General features: G+C 66.4%; 14 protein-coding genes. 6 read left to right on the top strand and 8 right to left on the bottom strand.

Features of this window, described 5'->3' with window-relative positions; genetic code table 11:
* Positions 1 to 68 precede the first annotated feature (68 nt).
* From nirD to N536_RS0100910, 4 genes are all read right to left on the bottom strand, one after another.
* Entirely contained in the window at positions 69 to 443 is a 375-nt protein-coding gene (gene nirD / locus N536_RS0100925; protein WP_029111889.1) for a nitrite reductase small subunit NirD, read from the bottom strand.
* The gene (gene nirB, locus N536_RS0100920) at positions 440 to 2,974 is read right to left on the bottom strand and encodes a nitrite reductase large subunit NirB (protein WP_029111888.1); all 2,535 of its coding nucleotides are present in this window, start codon (positions 2,972 to 2,974) and stop codon (positions 440 to 442) included. Before nirB ends, nirD begins: the two co-directional genes overlap by 4 nt.
* Positions 2,975 to 3,073: 99 nt before the next feature.
* Positions 3,074 to 3,445: a hypothetical protein gene (locus N536_RS37005; RefSeq protein WP_051574129.1), complete on the bottom strand. Its 372-nt coding sequence runs from the start codon at positions 3,443 to 3,445 to the stop codon at positions 3,074 to 3,076.
* 45 nt (positions 3,446 to 3,490) lie between these two features.
* A complete protein-coding gene (locus tag N536_RS0100910) occupies positions 3,491 to 4,249 on the bottom strand; it encodes an isocitrate lyase/phosphoenolpyruvate mutase family protein (RefSeq protein WP_029111887.1) in 759 nt (252 codons plus the stop codon).
* 115 nt (positions 4,250 to 4,364) lie between these two features.
* Here N536_RS0100910 and N536_RS0100905 point away from each other — a divergent pair, with 115 nt between their 5' ends.
* The 5 genes from N536_RS0100905 to N536_RS42510 all read left to right on the top strand — a co-directional run bounded on the left by N536_RS0100905 (position 4,365) and on the right by N536_RS42510 (position 8,452).
* On the top strand, positions 4,365 to 4,655 hold the full coding sequence (locus N536_RS0100905) for a hypothetical protein (RefSeq protein ID WP_029111886.1): 291 nt from the start codon (positions 4,365 to 4,367) through the stop codon (positions 4,653 to 4,655).
* 45 nt (positions 4,656 to 4,700) lie between these two features.
* Positions 4,701 to 5,522, top strand: coding sequence for a hypothetical protein (locus N536_RS0100900; RefSeq protein ID WP_029111885.1), 822 nt, complete (start codon positions 4,701 to 4,703; stop codon positions 5,520 to 5,522).
* A gap of 44 nt (positions 5,523 to 5,566) precedes the next feature.
* Positions 5,567 to 7,474: a fumarate reductase/succinate dehydrogenase flavoprotein subunit gene (locus N536_RS0100895; RefSeq protein ID WP_029111884.1), complete on the top strand. Its 1,908-nt coding sequence runs from the start codon at positions 5,567 to 5,569 to the stop codon at positions 7,472 to 7,474.
* 1 nt (position 7,475) lies between these two features.
* Positions 7,476 to 8,225, top strand: a complete 750-nt coding sequence (locus N536_RS0100890; protein WP_029111883.1) for a succinate dehydrogenase/fumarate reductase iron-sulfur subunit — start codon at positions 7,476 to 7,478, stop codon at positions 8,223 to 8,225.
* A 65-nt stretch (positions 8,226 to 8,290) separates the two neighbouring features.
* The gene (locus N536_RS42510) at positions 8,291 to 8,452 is read left to right on the top strand and encodes a hypothetical protein (protein WP_197040037.1); all 162 of its coding nucleotides are present in this window, start codon (positions 8,291 to 8,293) and stop codon (positions 8,450 to 8,452) included.
* A 10-nt stretch (positions 8,453 to 8,462) separates the two neighbouring features.
* Here N536_RS42510 and N536_RS0100880 read toward each other — a convergent pair whose 3' ends face one another.
* On the bottom strand, positions 8,463 to 8,948 hold the full coding sequence (locus N536_RS0100880) for a flavin reductase family protein (RefSeq protein WP_029111882.1): 486 nt from the start codon (positions 8,946 to 8,948) through the stop codon (positions 8,463 to 8,465).
* A 94-nt stretch (positions 8,949 to 9,042) separates the two neighbouring features.
* Between N536_RS0100880 and N536_RS0100875 the strand changes: the two genes are divergently transcribed.
* Entirely contained in the window at positions 9,043 to 9,717 is a 675-nt protein-coding gene (locus tag N536_RS0100875) for a GAP family protein (RefSeq protein WP_029111881.1), read from the top strand.
* A gap of 8 nt (positions 9,718 to 9,725) precedes the next feature.
* Here the strand turns inward: N536_RS0100875 and N536_RS0100870 are convergent, their stop codons facing one another.
* The 3 genes from N536_RS0100870 to N536_RS0100860 are packed head-to-tail and all read right to left on the bottom strand — an operon-like array spanning position 9,726 to position 15,729.
* Positions 9,726 to 11,468: an AMP-binding protein gene (locus tag N536_RS0100870; RefSeq protein ID WP_155948402.1), complete on the bottom strand. Its 1,743-nt coding sequence runs from the start codon at positions 11,466 to 11,468 to the stop codon at positions 9,726 to 9,728.
* A gap of 59 nt (positions 11,469 to 11,527) precedes the next feature.
* A complete protein-coding gene (pe, locus tag N536_RS0100865; RefSeq protein ID WP_051574127.1) occupies positions 11,528 to 12,664 on the bottom strand; it encodes an acyltransferase PE in 1,137 nt (378 codons plus the stop codon).
* 53 nt (positions 12,665 to 12,717) lie between these two features.
* Positions 12,718 to 15,729 carry an RND family transporter gene (locus tag N536_RS0100860; RefSeq protein WP_029111878.1) on the bottom strand — a complete coding sequence of 1,004 codons (3,012 nt, stop codon included), beginning with the start codon at positions 15,727 to 15,729 and terminating at the stop codon, positions 12,718 to 12,720.
* Positions 15,730 to 15,777 lie beyond the last annotated feature (48 nt).

Below are 15,777 nucleotides of genomic sequence, written 5' to 3'. Positions count from 1 at the left end.
TCGAGTTGCCGGTGTGGAGCAACGCGCGAGTTCCCGGCGTGACGGCCGCCCGGCGACGCGGCGTGGGACTATACGGCCACCTGCACGTCGCCGTCGGCGGTCAGCCGGGTCCGGTAGACGGGCAGCCTCACCGCGGGGTCGTCGAGGCACTGGCCGTCGTCGAAGGCGAAGGCCTGCTTCTTGATCGGCGTCTGCACGCAGACCCGACCGGACCGGTCACCGACGATGCCGCGCGACATCACGGCGGCACCCGAGAAGGGGTCGATGTTGTCGACGGCGTGCAGCGAGCCGTCGTCGAGGCGGAAGAGCGCCACCTGCGTGCCGTTGGCCAGCAGCACGCCGACACCGCGGCACGGCTTCAGCCGGTCGTAGGCACAAGCCGTCGTCCACTCCGTGTCGCCCTGCAGGTCGACGGTGTCGAGATGGTCATTGAGAAGGGTCACGTGGTCTCCTGAAGCGGACGGAACTTGGGCATGCCGATCGGTACCTTGCGCCCGGAGCGCTCGGTGAAGGCGACGGTGGGGTCAGCGGTCTCGGGGGCATTCACGAATGACACGAAGTGCGAGAGCTTTTCGGGATCGTCGAGCACTCCCTTCCATTCGCACGCGTAACCCTCGACGTGGCGGGCCACCGCTTCCTCGAACTCGGCGGCCAGCCCGAGCGAGTCGTTGCAGATGACGTCACGCAGGTGCGTGATACCACCCTCGAGGGCTTCGACCCACGGCGCGGTGCGCTGCAACCGGTCCGCGGTGCGGATGTAGAACATCAGGAACCGGTCGATGTAGCTGACCAGCGTCGCATCGTCGAGATCGCTGGCCAGCAGTTCCGCGTGGCGGGGCGTCATGCCGCCGTTACCACCGACGTAGAGGTTCCAGCCGGTTTCGGTGGCGATGACGCCGACGTCCTTGCCGCGGGCCTCCGCGCATTCGCGGGCGCAGCCCGACACCCCCATCTTGATCTTGTGCGGGGCGCGCAGCCCGCGATAGCGCAGTTCGAGGTCGATGGCCATCTGCACCGAATCCTGTTGGCCGTAGCGGCACCAGTCGCTACCCACGCAGCTCTTCACGGTCCGCAGCGCCTTGCCGTAGGCGTGGCCGGACTCCATGCCGCCGTCGACCAGGCGCTGCCAGATCTCCGGAAGCTGGTCGACCCTCGCGCCGAACATGTCGATCCGCTGGCCGCCGGTGATCTTCGTGTACAGCCCGAAGTCCCGGGCGATCTCACCGATCAGGATCAGCTGCTCGGGAGTGATGTCGCCGCCGGGCACCCGCGGCACCACCGAGTAGCTGCCGTTCTTCTGGATGTTGGCCAGGAAGTGGTCGTTGGAATCCTGCAGGGAAGCCTGCTCGCCATCGAGGATGTGCTCGCTGCTCGTCGAGGCCAGGATCGACGCGACGACGGGTTTGCAGATGTCGCAACCACGCCCGGTGCCGAACTTCTCGACCAGACCCGAGAACGTGCGGATCGACGTGGCCGAGATGATCTCGAACAGTTCGGCCCGCGACTGGCTGAAGTGCTCGCACAGCGACTTCGACTGCTCGACACCCTCGGCCTCGAGGAGCTGCTTCAGCAGCGGCACGCACGACCCGCACGACGTGCCCGCCTTGGTGCAACTCTTCAAGGCGGGCACGTCCGCGCATCCTCCGGCGATCGCGTCGGTGAGATCGCCCTTGGTCACGTTGTTGCAAGAACAAATCTGTGCGGCGGCCGGCAACGCGCCGACGCCGAGTTGTGCACCGCCGGAACCGCTTCCGCTGGGCGCGATGATGGCGAGCGGGTCGCCGGGCAGCCGTTCGCCGACCATCGGCCGCAGCACGCCGTACGCCGAGGCGTCGCCCACCAGGATGCCGCCGAGCAGTGTCGAGGCGTCATCCGAGAGCACCAGCTTGGCGTAGGTCTGCTTGACCGCGTCGTTGATCACGACCTCGAGGGAGTCGGGCGTGGTGCCCATCGCGTCGCCGAAGCTTGCGACGTCGACGCCGAGGAGCTTGAGCTTGGTCGACAGGTCGGCCTCGGGGAACTCCGCGACGCCGCCGAGCAACCGGTCGGCGACGACCTCCGCGCTGGTGTAGCCGGGGCCCACCAGCCCGTAGCAGCGACCGTCGATCGCGGCCACCTCACCGATCGCGAACACGTTGGGATCCACGGTGGCGCAGGACAAGTCGGTCAGCACGCCACCACGGTCGGCCAGCGGGAGTCCGGCCGAACGGGCCAGCTCGTCGCGCGGTCGCACGCCGGCCGCGAACACCACCACGCCTGCGTCGATCAGGGTGCCGTCACCGAGCAGGACGCGCACCGCGTCGTCCCCGAGCCGTTCGATCGAGTCGGTACCGACGTCGAGATGCACCGAGATACCGAGTTCACCGACGATCCGGGACAGCAGCGCCCCACCGGGCTCGTCCAGCTGCTGATTCATCAGGCGCGGTGCGCGCTCCACGATGTGCGCCTGTAAGCCGAACTGACGCAACGCATTCGCGGCCTCCAGGCCGAGCAGGCCGCCGCCGATCACCACGCCGGCGGTCGTTCCCGCCGCCAGGGCACGCGTCGCGTAGGCGCGGATTTCGTCGAGATCGTCCATCGTGCGGTAGACGTGGCAGTTCGGCAGGTCGTGTCCGGGAATCGGCGGCACGAAGGCATACGAGCCGGTAGCCAGCACCAGCGCGTCGTACGAGATGCGTCGCCCGAGCGCCGTCGTCACGTGCTTCGCGGACCGGTCGATGCGGGTGGCGCGGTCGCGCAGGAACAGTTCGACGTGCTCGTCGCCCGCGTAGTCGTTGCCGGGCAGGGCGAGCAGGTTGCGGTCCCAGTGGTCGGTGTAGCTGGTGAGGCCGACGCGGTCGTAGGCGGCGTCGGCCTCTTCGGCAAGGACCACCACCCGCCAGCCGCCGGCCTCGTCGCGTGACCGCAGGGCCTCGACGAACCGGTGTCCGACCATGCCGTGTCCGACCAGGACGACGGTCTTCGCAGAATGCATGGTCAGAACGGTAGGGAGCCGATATTGCCGTCATGTCGCGTCGTGTGAAGCGCCCATCACGGTGTGCTCACGTCCGCTCGGGAGTGCGTGTGAGCAGCCTCAGACGTGGCCCGCATTCGTCGGGGTCGTCGTGCCGTAGGGGTTGGACGTCGTCGTCGAGGTGGTCGCGGATTCGGGGTCATCGGATCCAGGGTCGTCATCGGTCGACGGGACGGTCGCCGGCGGCCCGGTGTCCTCGCTGGTCTGGACGCTCGGGACCGTGTAACTGGTGCTCGTCGAGGTGGATTTGGTCGCAGACGTACTGGCATAGGTCGGGGCCGGTGGCGCGTCGCCAGGCAACAGCGACGAGCCACCCGACACCCGAATCACCGCGAACACCAGCAGTCCCAGCAGGGCGACCGCGGCCACGCCCGCAGCCCAGACCACGCCAGGATGGTCGTGCCAGTCCGGCTGCCGGTCCTCGTCGATCACCGGCGGATGGTAGACCGACGATTCGAACGACTGGGAAACGCGCCGTTAGCTCCAGCGCGCCAGGAGTTCGTTCGCCCTGGCCGACAGCGCCCGTTGGAAGAACGGGCCGAAGCTGATGCGGCCGACGCCGAGCGGGCCGAACGATGCCGGGTCGTCCTTTTCGGGAAACGCGATCGCATTGACCGGCAACGGCAGCTCGGCGGTCAGGCGCTGCAACGTCTCCGGGGTATGGAATCCCACCGGATAGAGGCTGTCCGCGCCGGCCTCGGCGGCCAGCTTCAACCGGGCCACCGCACGCTCGACGCGGTCGGCCTCGTCGCCGTCCTGACGCAGGAACAGATCGGTGCGGGCGTTGATCACCACGTGGACGCCCGCGGCGCCTGCGGCCGCCCGGAGCTCGCCGACCAGAGCGGCGTGCTCCTCAGGGCTGCGCAGCCGCTTGTCCTCCTTGTGCACGGTGTCCTCGATGTTGAGGCCCACCGCGCCCGCCGCGAGCAGACCGTCGATCAGGCGCTGCGGCGGTTCGCCGTAGCCGGATTCGATGTCGACCGAGATCGGCACGTCGACGGCAGCGGTGATCTGGGCGACGCGGTCAGTCAGGTCGTCGAACGCCATCCCCTCGCCGTCCTCCTTCCCGACCGAGTCGGCGACGGGATGACTGCCGACGGTGAGCGCGGCAAACCCGGCGTCGACGGCGAGCTTCGCCGACCACGCGTCCCACACCGTCGGCAGGATCACCGGGTCGCCGGGCACGTGCAGGGCCAGTAACGCCTCGGCCCGTTCCTCTAGAACCTGCTTGGACAACTCCTCAACCTCCACTCTTGAACGTGACCTGTGTCACGCTGAACTGGTGATGTGGCTAGCATCGATTGTCGTACTGTGATTCCTGACACCCTTCAGCCCAAGGAGGTCGATCTTCTTGTCCACCACTACCGAACTCGCCCAGCTACACGAATTGATCGGTGGCTTACGGCGCTGCGTGACCTCTCTCGCTTCACGCTACGGCGACACCGCTGCGATGCGTCGCATCGTCAATGATGCCGAGCGCATTCTCAACGACATCGATCGGCTCGACATCGACGCCGAGGAACTCGAAGTCACCAGGGGGACTGCACACCACCACCACGTGGGTGAGAAGATCGCGATCCCGGACACGCAGTACGACACCACCTTCTGGGGCGAAGTCGACGACGGGGGCATCGCGGGCTAACGCCGCGACCGACGTCCCGGGACAACCACCATCTAAAGGGGAACAGTGAGCGCACCCACCGCCGACCGCAAAGCGACCGGCGTCTTCTCACCGAGCCGTGCCCAGATCCCGCAGCGCACGCTGCGCACAGACCGATGGTGGCAGTCGCCGCTGATCGTCGACCTCGGCTTCGCCGCCTTCGTCATCTACGCGACGGTGCGGGCGTTCCTGCAGAACAACTACTACGTCGCCGCATACCACTACCTGACGCCGTTCTACTCGCCATGTATCAGCAAGGGCTGCACACCGGAGGCCAGCCACTTCTGGCCGCAGATCCTGCCCGACGTGTGGTGGCTGCCGTTCGCGGCGGCGTCGCTGCCGTTCCTGCTGCTGTTCCGGTTGACCTGCTACTACTACCGCGGCGCCTACTACCGCTCGGTGTGGCAGGCGCCGACCGCCTGCGCGGTGGCCGAGCCGCACGCGAAGTACACCGGTGAGACGCGTTTCCCGCTGATCATCCAGAACACGCATCGGTACTTCTTCTACATCGCCGGAATCATCTCGGTGATCAACACCTACGACGCGATCGTGGCGTTCCATTCGCCGAGCGGCTTCGGATTCGGTTTGGGCAACGTCATTCTCGTCGTGAACGTGGTGATGCTCTGGGTGTACACGTTGTCCTGCCACTCCTGCCGCCACGTCGTCGGCGGCAAGCTCAAGCACTTCTCGAAACATCCGGTGCGGTACTGGTTCTGGACTCAGGTAAGCAAGCTCAACACCCGGCACAAGCTGTACGCCTGGATCACCCTCGGCACCCTGATGCTCACCGACTTCTACATCATGCTGGTGGCCAGCGGCACCATCTCAGACCTGAGATTCATTGGCTGACAAGGTTATTCACATTCCTATTTTCCAAACGACGGGTGAGTTAGATGGCTGAGCTGGAACGGCACGAATACGACGTGGTCGTGATCGGTGCCGGCGGCGCAGGGTTGCGAGCGGTAATCGAGGCACGTGAACGGGGTCTGCGCGTCGCGGTGGTGACCAAGTCCCTGTTCGGGAAGGCGCACACGGTGATGGCGGAGGGCGGCTGCGCCGCCGCCATGAAGAACGCCAACTCCAAGGACACCTGGCAGATCCACTTCGCCGACACCATGCGGGGCGGAAAGTTCCTCAACAACTGGCGGATGGCCGAACTGCACGCGCAGGAGGCTCCTGATCGGGTGTGGGAGCTGGAGACCTACGGCGCGCTCTTCGACCGCACCAAGGACGGCCGGATCAGTCAGCGCAACTTCGGCGGGCACACCTACCCGCGGCTCGCGCACGTCGGCGACCGCACCGGCCTGGAGATCATCCGGACCATGCAGCAGAAGATCGTCTCGCTGCAGCAGGAGGACAAGGCCGAACTCGGCGACTACGAGGCCCGGATCCGGGTCTTCCACGAGTGCAGCATCACCGAGCTGATCAAGGACGGCGACAGGATCGCCGGTGCCTTCGGCTACTGGCGCGAAACCGGCAACTTCATCCTGTTCGACGCGCCCGCCGTGGTGTTGGCGACCGGCGGCATCGGCAAGTCGTTCAAGGTGTCGTCGAACTCGTGGGAGTACACCGGCGACGGGCACGCCCTGGCCCTGCGCGCAGGCGCCTCGCTGATCAACATGGAGTTCATCCAGTTCCACCCGACCGGCATGGTCTGGCCGCTGTCCGTGAAGGGCATCCTCGTCACCGAGGGCGTCCGCGGCGACGGTGGGGTGCTGAAGAACTCCGAGGGCAAGCGGTTCATGTTCGACTACATCCCCTCGGTCTTCAAGGGCCAGTACGCCGAGACCGAGGAGGAAGCCGACCAGTGGCTGAAGGACAACGACTCCGCACGCCGCACGCCTGACCTGCTCCCCCGCGACGAGGTGGCCCGCGCCATCAACTCCGAGGTCAAGGCCGGCCGCGGCTCGCCGCACGGCGGCGTCTACCTCGACATCGCCTCCCGCATCCCGGTCGAGGAGATCAAGCGCCGGCTGCCGTCGATGTACCACCAGTTCATGGAGCTGGCCGAGGTCGACATCACCAAGGACGAGATGGAGGTCGGTCCCACCTGCCACTACGTCATGGGTGGCATCGAGGTCGATCCCGACACCGGTGCCGCGACCACACCGGGACTGTTCGCGGCGGGCGAGTGCTCGGGCGGCATGCACGGCTCCAACCGGCTGGGTGGCAACTCACTGTCGGACCTCTTGGTGTTCGGCAGGCGCGCCGGGATGGGCGCCTCCGACTACGTGGTCGGCCTGGCCGATCGGCCCAAGGTCCTGGAGTCGGCCGTCGAGGCGGCGACCAAGATGGCGCTGTCCCCGTACGACGAACATCCCCACCCGGAGAACCCGTACACGCTGCACGCCGAACTCCAGCAGACCATGAACGACCTGGTCGGCATCATCCGCAAGGAAGACGAGATCCAGGCGGCGCTCGACAAGCTCAACGAGCTGAAGGAGCGCATCCACAACGTCACCGTCGAGGGCACTCGGCTGTTCAACCCCGGCTGGCACCTGGCCGTCGACATGCGCAACATGCTGCTGGTCAGCGAGTGCGTGGCGAAGGCTGCTCTGCAGCGCACGGAGAGTCGGGGCGGCCACACCCGCGACGACTACCCCGAGATGGACGCCAACTGGCGCAACACGCTGTTGGTGTGCCGTGCTCCCGGCGGCGACGAGGTCGTACCCGAGGTGACGGTCACGCCCGAGCAGCAGACGCCGATGCGCGAGGACCTTCTCGGCTGTTTCGAGCTGTCCGAACTCGAGAAGTACTACACCGACGCCGAACTGGCCGATCACCCGGAACGGAGCAGCTGAGATGGCTAGCTATCAAGCGAGCATGCGGGTCTGGCGCGGTGACGACACCGGCGGCGGACTGCAGGACTACACCGTCGAGGTGAACGAGGGCGAGGTCGTCCTCGACATCATCCACCGGATCCAGGCCACCCAGGCCGGCGACCTGGCCGTGCGATGGAACTGCAAGGCAGGCAAGTGCGGCTCCTGCTCGGCGGAGATCAACGGCCGCCCGCGGCTGCTCTGCATGACGCGGATGTCGACGTTCGCCGAGAACGAGACCGTCACGGTGACGCCGCTGCGCGCGTTCCCCGTCATGCGCGACCTGGTCACCGACGTCAGCTTCAACTACACCAAGGCCCGCGAGATCCCCTCGTTCGCACCGCCCAAGGATCTGCAGCCGGGTGATTACCGGATGCAGCAGGTCGACGTGGAGCGGTCGCAGGAGTTCCGCAAGTGCATCGAGTGCTTCCTGTGCCAGAACACCTGCCACGTGGTGCGCGACCACGAGGAGAACAAGGAGGCGTTCGCCGGTCCGCGCTACCTCATGCGCGTCGCCGAGTTGGACATGCATCCGCTGGACACGCTGGACCGCAAGGACATGGCGCAGGAGGAATTCGGCCTCGGCCTGTGCAACATCACCAAGTGCTGCACCGAGGTCTGCCCTGAGAACATCAAGATCACCGACAATGCGTTGATCCCGATGAAGGAGCGCGTCGCCGACCGCAAGTACGACCCGATCGTCTGGCTCGGAAACAAGCTCTTTCGACGGTAGCGGCGCTGGGCGCTCTGGTCGGCGTATCCTCGGGGAAGCAGCCGATCAACGACGAAGGGCGGCCCATGAAACCTGGAGAAACCAAGAGCGTCAACGACATTCGCACCGCTATCCGGGAACTCTCCGCACGCGCCGAACTCGCCCACAAGGAGGGCAGGCCGGACGACGCGGCCGAGATCGAGCGACGCATCGACGGCTATCGCGAGGAACTGGGCCAACGCCCCTGATGCCGCGCGGCTAATCGCCCAGACGGCGGAACGCGCTGCGGTGGAAGACGATGGGCGCGACGTCGTCGTGCACGGTGATCTCGCTGACCCGTAGGACGACGATCGTGTGATCGCCCGCCGGCACCAGCTGTTCGATGGCGCTCTCCAGCCAGACGCTGGTGCCGTCGATGAAGACCGCGCCGCTTTCCCGCGAGACCGTCTCGAGCCCGGCGAACCTGTCGCCGGTCTTCGCGGCGAGGGTCTTCACGGCCGCATCGTGCGACTCACCGAGCACGCTGATACCCAGTGCGGGCAGGTCCTTGAGCTTCGGCCACGTGGTCGAGGTGTTCTGCACGCAGAACGAGACCAACGGCGGATCCAGCGAGACGGGGACGAACGTGCTCGCCGCGAGCCCGACGCGCGTGCCGTCGACCTCTGCCGCGATTGCGATGACGCCCGAGGGAAAGTGGCCAAACGCCTCGCGCAGCGATGCGGGCGTGAGATTTGTGCTCGTCATGACGCAGTCCATCTTCACACGTAACGGTGTGCGGTTGCCACGTTCGGAATCGTCGTGAATTCAAGCCCGGGCGGGCCGGTAACGTGAGCCCATCATGTGGATCACGCTCCTGGTGATGGCGGTGGCAGTCAGCCTCGAGCCGTTCCGGATCGGCATGACGGTCGTGATGATCAATCGGCCCCGGCCGCTGCGCCAGCTGCTCGCCTTCCTCGCAGGCGGTTTCGCGATGGGGCTCACAGTGGGCATGGTCGTGCTCTTTGCGCTGCGGCCGGCGCTGGACTCAGCGCACTTCACCGTTCCGAGGGCTCAGGTCGTGGCCGGCGCTTTGGTACTGGTGACGGCTGCGGTCGTGGCCGCCAGCGCGCTACGGGGTAAACGCGCCGACGAGGCGCCTACCCGAGCGGACCGCATCACCGGACCGCTCGCGACGCGCACGCGGCGATTGATCGACGGTCAGTCGCTGTGGACGGCGAGCGCGGTCGGCCTCGGCATCGCGCTGCCGTCGGTCGACTACCTCGCCGCGCTGGCCGTCATCGTCGCCTCCGGCGCCCCGGCGTCGACACAGGTCGGCGCACTGCTGCTGTTCCATGTGGTGGCCTTCGGGCTGGTGGAGCTGCCGCTGTTCGCCTATCTGGTGGCTCCAGCCCGCACCCGTCGAACCCTCTCGGCACTGCACGACTGGTTGCGATCACGCGGCCGCCTCGAAATCGCCGCACTGCTGGCCGCGGTCGGGTGCGTGCTGCTCGGCGTGGGGCTCGTCGGACTCTAGGTACGACCTCAGGCGTCCAAACGCGTGAACTGGTCCTGGCGGTACTGCTCGACACAGGCCGCGCGCCGAATCTTGCCGCTCGTCGTCGTCGGAATCGATCCCGGCGGCACCAGGACGAGATCTCCGACGCTCAAGCCGTGCGCGTTGGAGATCGCCGAGGTGACGTCGCTCTTGATACCGGCGAGCCAGCGCGTCGCCTCCTCGTCGGAATCACCGCGCTTCTTGAGCTCGATGATCGTGACGAGATTCTCGGTACTGTCCACCGGCACCGCTATCGCCGCGACCCGCCCACCCGTGATCTCTTGGACGGTCACCTCGATGTCCTCGGGATAGTGATTGCGTCCACGAATGATGAGCAGATCCTTGATGCGGCCGACGATGAACAGCTCACCACCGGAGATGAAGCCCAAGTCACCGGTTCTCAGCCAGGGCCCGGCAGACGTCCCCGGCGACGGGTCCGCCAGCACTGCACCGAAGCACTGCTGCTCCTCCGGTGGCCTACCCCAGTAGCCCGACGCGACGTTGTCGCCGTTGACCCAGATCTCACCGACCAGGTCCGGTGGGCACTCGCGGTTCGTGTCGGGATCGACGATGCGCACGCTAGGTGCATGCGGCACTTTGTAATTCACCAACGCCGTGGCACTGCCTGCCACACTCGGCTGAACGCGTCCCGCGGACAGCTCGTCGGGGTCGAAGCGCACCGCAGGCGATGATTCAGTCCAGGTGCCTGCCGCCACGAAGACGGTGGCCTCGGCCAAGCCGTAGCACGGGCGCATCATCCGGTCGCGAAAGTTGAAGTGGGAGAAGCGGTCGACGAAGCGGTCCAAGGTGGCAGGCTCGACACGTTCGGCACCGCTGATGATGCCAAGCACCCCGCCGAGGTCGAGTCCGGCCAGGTCGGCGTCGGTCGTCTTGCGGGCGGCCAGTTCGAACGCGAAGTTGGGTGCCGCCGAGAAGGATCGGTTGTTCTGGGCGAGCGCGCGCATCCACCGTGCCGGCTTCTCCAGGAACGCCACCGGGCTGGTCAGATCACCGCGGAAGCCGCCAAGGATCGGGGCGCAGATGCCCAGCACCAAACCCATGTCGTGGTAGAAGGGCAACCACGACACGATCGTCATGTCCGATGTGGTGACGCCGAAGTCCGCGAAGATGCCGCGCATCAATTGCTCGAAGTTCGACTGCAGGTTGCGATGCGACAGCATCACACCGGTCGGCAGCCGGGTGGATCCCGAGCTGTACTGCAGGTACGCCGTGGTGGGGAAATCCGTTGTCTCGATGCTGAATCCGAGGTCGACGTCGAGGTCCAACGCATCGACTTCGACGATCTTGGGCACACTCGTCAGGCGCGCTTGATCGACGTAATCGCCGACGTCGCCGGCCACCGCGGAGGTGGTGAGCACGACCGAGGGCGACGTGTCGGTGAAGACCGCACTCACCCGGTCGTGATTCGAACCGCGGTGCGGCAACGGCAGCGGCACCGCGATCAGCCCGGCCTGCATGGCTCCGAGGAAGGCCAGCACGTAGTCGAGGCTCTGTGGCGCCAGAATCACCGCACGCCCGCCGACCGAGGCATTGGTGCTGAGCTCACGCGCGAGACTCATTGTGCGGCGCGACAATTGCGCCCACGTGATGCTCTCGCTGACTCCCGCCGGGCTCTGGCCGTAGTCGGTGAAGGTGAACGCCACGTCGTTGGGGCGCAGGCTGGCACGTCCGTGCAGCATCGAGAGAATGGTTGACTGGGGCTTACCCAGATCTGCAGGCGTCACGTCACGTCCGTATTGACTCGTCGAATCCGTCGGTTCGGATTTCGTTATGGGTGTGCGCCGCTGGACAACATCGACGTGACCCCGTTGACGAGCGTCGAGATGGGGTCGCCTCCGCCGCCGAACGTCGCATCGTTGGCCGGAGCGGTCACCTCCAGGGGGTCGAAGCCGTGTACCGGGTCCACCTGCACCGGGGCGGTCGCCGGATCGTCGTTTCGCGAATAGCCCGCGTTCACCCTGGGCATCAGTATCGCGTCCAGCTGATTCAGCGTGCCCTCGTCGTACCCGAGGTACTTGAAGGGCAACACCAGCGGAAGGTGCTGCTCGGGAACCAAGTACGTCGTCGTCGTGGCACCCTTCGAGTTCACCGTCGTTCTAATGTTCTGCGGCGGAACGTTAGTCGGGTTGGTGAACGCAATCGCAGTGTGACCGGTGGCCAGGCCCGCGATCGAGTTGGCAAGGGCGAACAGGTTGTCCGGCCGGTCGGGGAAGTCCGCGATGCTGTCGTAGGCCGAGATGAACTGGTCGGTGTGGTACTGGCTTTCCACCGGAGGGGGGACGCGGTAGTCCATCGCGGGCACGACGCTGCCGACGGGGAACATCTGGGTCAGGAAGCTCTCGCCGAAGGGATGGATGGCGATCGGGTCGCCGAACGTCGCGAAGCTCAGTTGATCGGGCGCCGGAGCGGTCGGATCGTTGGCCATCTGCGCCTTCACGGCGTTGAGCACCAGCGCCCCCTCGGACAATCCGATCGCAGTCCCGTGGCCACCGGTGCGGATCGCCGTTTCCAGATTGCCCTCGCCCTCGTCGACCGACTCGCCGATGCTGGGGCCGTCGAGCCCGATGCCGGGATAGATCTCCTCACCCACGCGGCCGATGCCGGGGAACAACCGCTCCAGGACGTGGCCTTGGACCTGTCCTGCGGGATAGTCGACCTTGACCCGATTCATCCCCGGGAACCAGTCGGCGCCGGTGCGCCGGATGTACTCGTCGTATGGGATGCCGAGCACGTGAGCGCCACCGAGCGCGTACGCGGTCCCGGGGTCCGACGGCGCGGGGTTGGGCGCGCCGGGGACCACTGGACCCGGCCGCGGGGAGTCATCCGCTGTCGCGCTCCCGACACCGAAACACCCTGTGCCAGTAAGGGTTACCAGCACCGTGAGTCCCGCGAGGAGTCTTCTCATCGCCACTCCTGACCGCTCGGCTTGTCTAGTTTCACATACATGACGGGCCATCGCTAACTCGGCTGACCGGCAGGTTCGACCGGTGGCCGCGACGGCGTGCGCCGCATGCTCGCCTGCGACGGCCACCAGTTCGCCCGCCCCACCAACGCCGCGATGGCAGGCACCGTGATGGTCCGCACCACGAAGGTATCCAGCAGAATTCCCACACCGATCACGAAGCCGCCTTGGGCCACGATGCCGATGCTGGAGAAGAGCAGACCGCCCATCGACGCAGCGAAGATCAGACCCGCAGCGGTGATGACACCGCCCGTCGACCCCAAGGTACGGATGATGCCGTAACGAATGCTGTGCGGAGACTCGTCCCGCATTCGCGACGCGAAGAGCATGTTGTAGTCGGCGCCCACGGCCACCAACACCACGAAGGCCAGCGGAGGCACGCTCCAATGCAGCTGTTCGCCGAGTAGGAACTGGAAGGTGAGCACGCCGATGCCGATGGCCGCGAAGTACGAGATCACCACGGAACCGACGAGATACAGCGGCGCGATCACCGAACGCAGCAGGATCATTAGGGTCAGCAGGACGACGATGAGGGTCGCGGTGATGATGAATCGGATGTCGTGCTGGTAGTAGTCGCGGGTGTCGCGCAGCGCGGCGGGGAAGCCGCCCATCGATATCGTCGCGTCGGCCAGCGCGGTGTTCGGCTGGGCACCCCTTGCGACGTCACTGATCCGATTGACCTGATCCATCGCCTCGGAGCTGAACGGGTTGAGCTTGGTCTGCACCAAATACCGCACCGAGTGGCCGTCCGGGGAGATGAACGCCTTGGCGGCCTTCTTGAAGTCCGGCAGATTCAGCACCTCGGCTGGAATGTTGAACCCCGCCTGGGAGGGGTCCGCGGCGTTGTTCTTCATCGTCAGCAGAAATGCCGATGCCTCGTCGAGTCCGGACGCCACCAGCTTGATCTGATCGATGAGTTGATCGACCCCGCCGGCCACTTGCTGGCTTCCGCTGGCGAGGCGGTCGGCGTTCTGCCTCAGCTGGGTCAGGCCAGCCTGCGGACCACCGGGCTTGTCCAGGCCCATGGCGTTGACCGCCTTGGCGACGTTGTTGAGCGTCCCATTGAGCTTGTTGACCGTCGCATTGAGCGTCTGCTTGTCACCGAAGCCCTGAAGCTGGCCGGCCAGGTCGTTGATCTGGTTGAGGTTTCCGCTGTTGCTCGGGTCGACCAGTTTCCGAAACTGCGTGCGGGTGTCGCTGCAAGAGGGATTGGCGTCGCAGATCGCGTTGCCGTCCAGCGCAAGCAGAACCGGGCCAATCCAGGCGAAGAAGTTCTTGGTGGCGGTGAAGTTCACGCCCATGGAGTTGCCGAGCGCGTTGATGCTGTCGACGAGCTTGGCGGCGGTATCGACGTCGCGCACCAGCTTGTCGCCACCGTATTGGGTCCGCATCGAGCTGAACTCGGTGACCAGACTCTGGATGCTCGGCACGATCTTGTTGATCTGCCCACGCACGTCAACGAGGCTGTCTGCCAGCGTGTTGGCCCCGGCCGCCAGTCGGTTGAGGTCGCCGGTGCGCTGGCCGATCTGGGTCGAGCCGTCGGCCAGCCGGGTGCCGACGAGGCCCGCCTGATACGTGGCCCGGAATTCCGGCGGCACGTCGCCGAGGGGTCGGGTGATGCCGCTGACCCTGGCGACGTCCGGCAGCTGGGCGATGCGCGACGCCATCTGCTCCAGGTCCGCCAGCGCCTGCGGGGTGCGCAGGTCACGCGGCGACTGGACGAGCACGTATTCGGGGATGGACTGGCTGATGGGGAAGTGGCGTTCCAGCGCGGCGTACCCGACCGAGCTCGGTGCCGACGACGCGACGGCCTTGCGGTCGTCGTAGTTGTAGTGCGCGAAGATCGCGCAGCTGGCCAGTAGGCCCAACACCAGCACGCTGGCCACCAGATGCGCGACCGGCCTGCGCACGATGCGGATGCCGGACCGTCGCCAGAACCGAGCCGTCAGCTCGCGCCGTGGCTTGACCCAGCCGCGCGGCCCTGCGAGCACCAGGATTGCGGGCAGCAGCGTCACGCCGGCGAGGTAGGCCACCCCGATCCCGATCGCCGACGACACCCCGACCGTCTTGAACACGCCCATTTTGGCGAAGCTCAGCAGGAGGAAGGTGATCCCCACCGTGGTCGCCGATGCGGTGATCACCTTCCCGATCGAGACCATCGCGGACTTGACCGCCTCGTCGAAGCCCGCGCCCGACCGTAGATAGTCGTGATATCGGCTGATCAGGAAGACCGCGTAGTCGGTCCCCGCGCCGGCCAGGATCGCGCTCAGGAACACGATGGATTGATTCGAGACGCCCGAGCCGGTCAGCTCGGAGTAGCCCGCCACCACCGCCTGTGCGATCACCAGTGATGCCCCGATCGTCACCAGGGGCAGCAGCATCGTCAGCGGGCTGCGATAGACGAGCAACAGCACCGCGAGGACCAGGATGGCGATCGCCAACTCGATGGGCAGGCGGTCCTGTTGTCCTGCCACGGTGAGGTCCGCGACGGTGGCCGCGGGGCCGGTGACGTGGACCGTGAGTGCACCGCCGGTCGGGACGTTGTGTTCGACGATGTCGGCAACGCGGTTGAACGCCTCATAGGCCCGCGGCGTGCCCAGCTCACCCTCGAGGCTGACCGGCAATACCCAGGTCGTCTTGTCCTCGCTGGTCAGGAACTGTCGCAGTTGTGGCGTGTTGACGAAGTCCTGCACCGACACGACGTCGGTGACGTCGTCGCGCAGCGCGTCCACCAGCTTGCGGTAGGCAGCCTCGTCGGCGGGCTTGAGCCCGGTTTCGTCGATGAGCGCGATGACGAGGAGGTTGTCCGAACCCGGTTCCTGAAACGCCTCGGTCATCTTCATGGCGGTGACGCTCGACGGCGCATCGCTCGGCAGGATGGCGAGCGGATGCTTCTCGGACATCTCACCCAGCGACGGCAGCGCCAGCGGTAGGGCGATCGCCAGCGCGAGCCAGACCCCAATCACCGCCAGGGGCCACCGCACCACGAGATCGGCTAGCCGTCGCATGTCGCCCTCACCCTCGCCCCGAAGTCGCGTCCCCGCGATGAATCACAG

Source organism: Mycobacterium sp. URHB0044, assembly GCF_000620625.1.
Classification (GTDB): Bacteria; Actinomycetota; Actinomycetes; order Mycobacteriales; family Mycobacteriaceae; genus Mycobacterium.
This window is presented reverse-complemented; position numbering and strand designations above follow the sequence as displayed.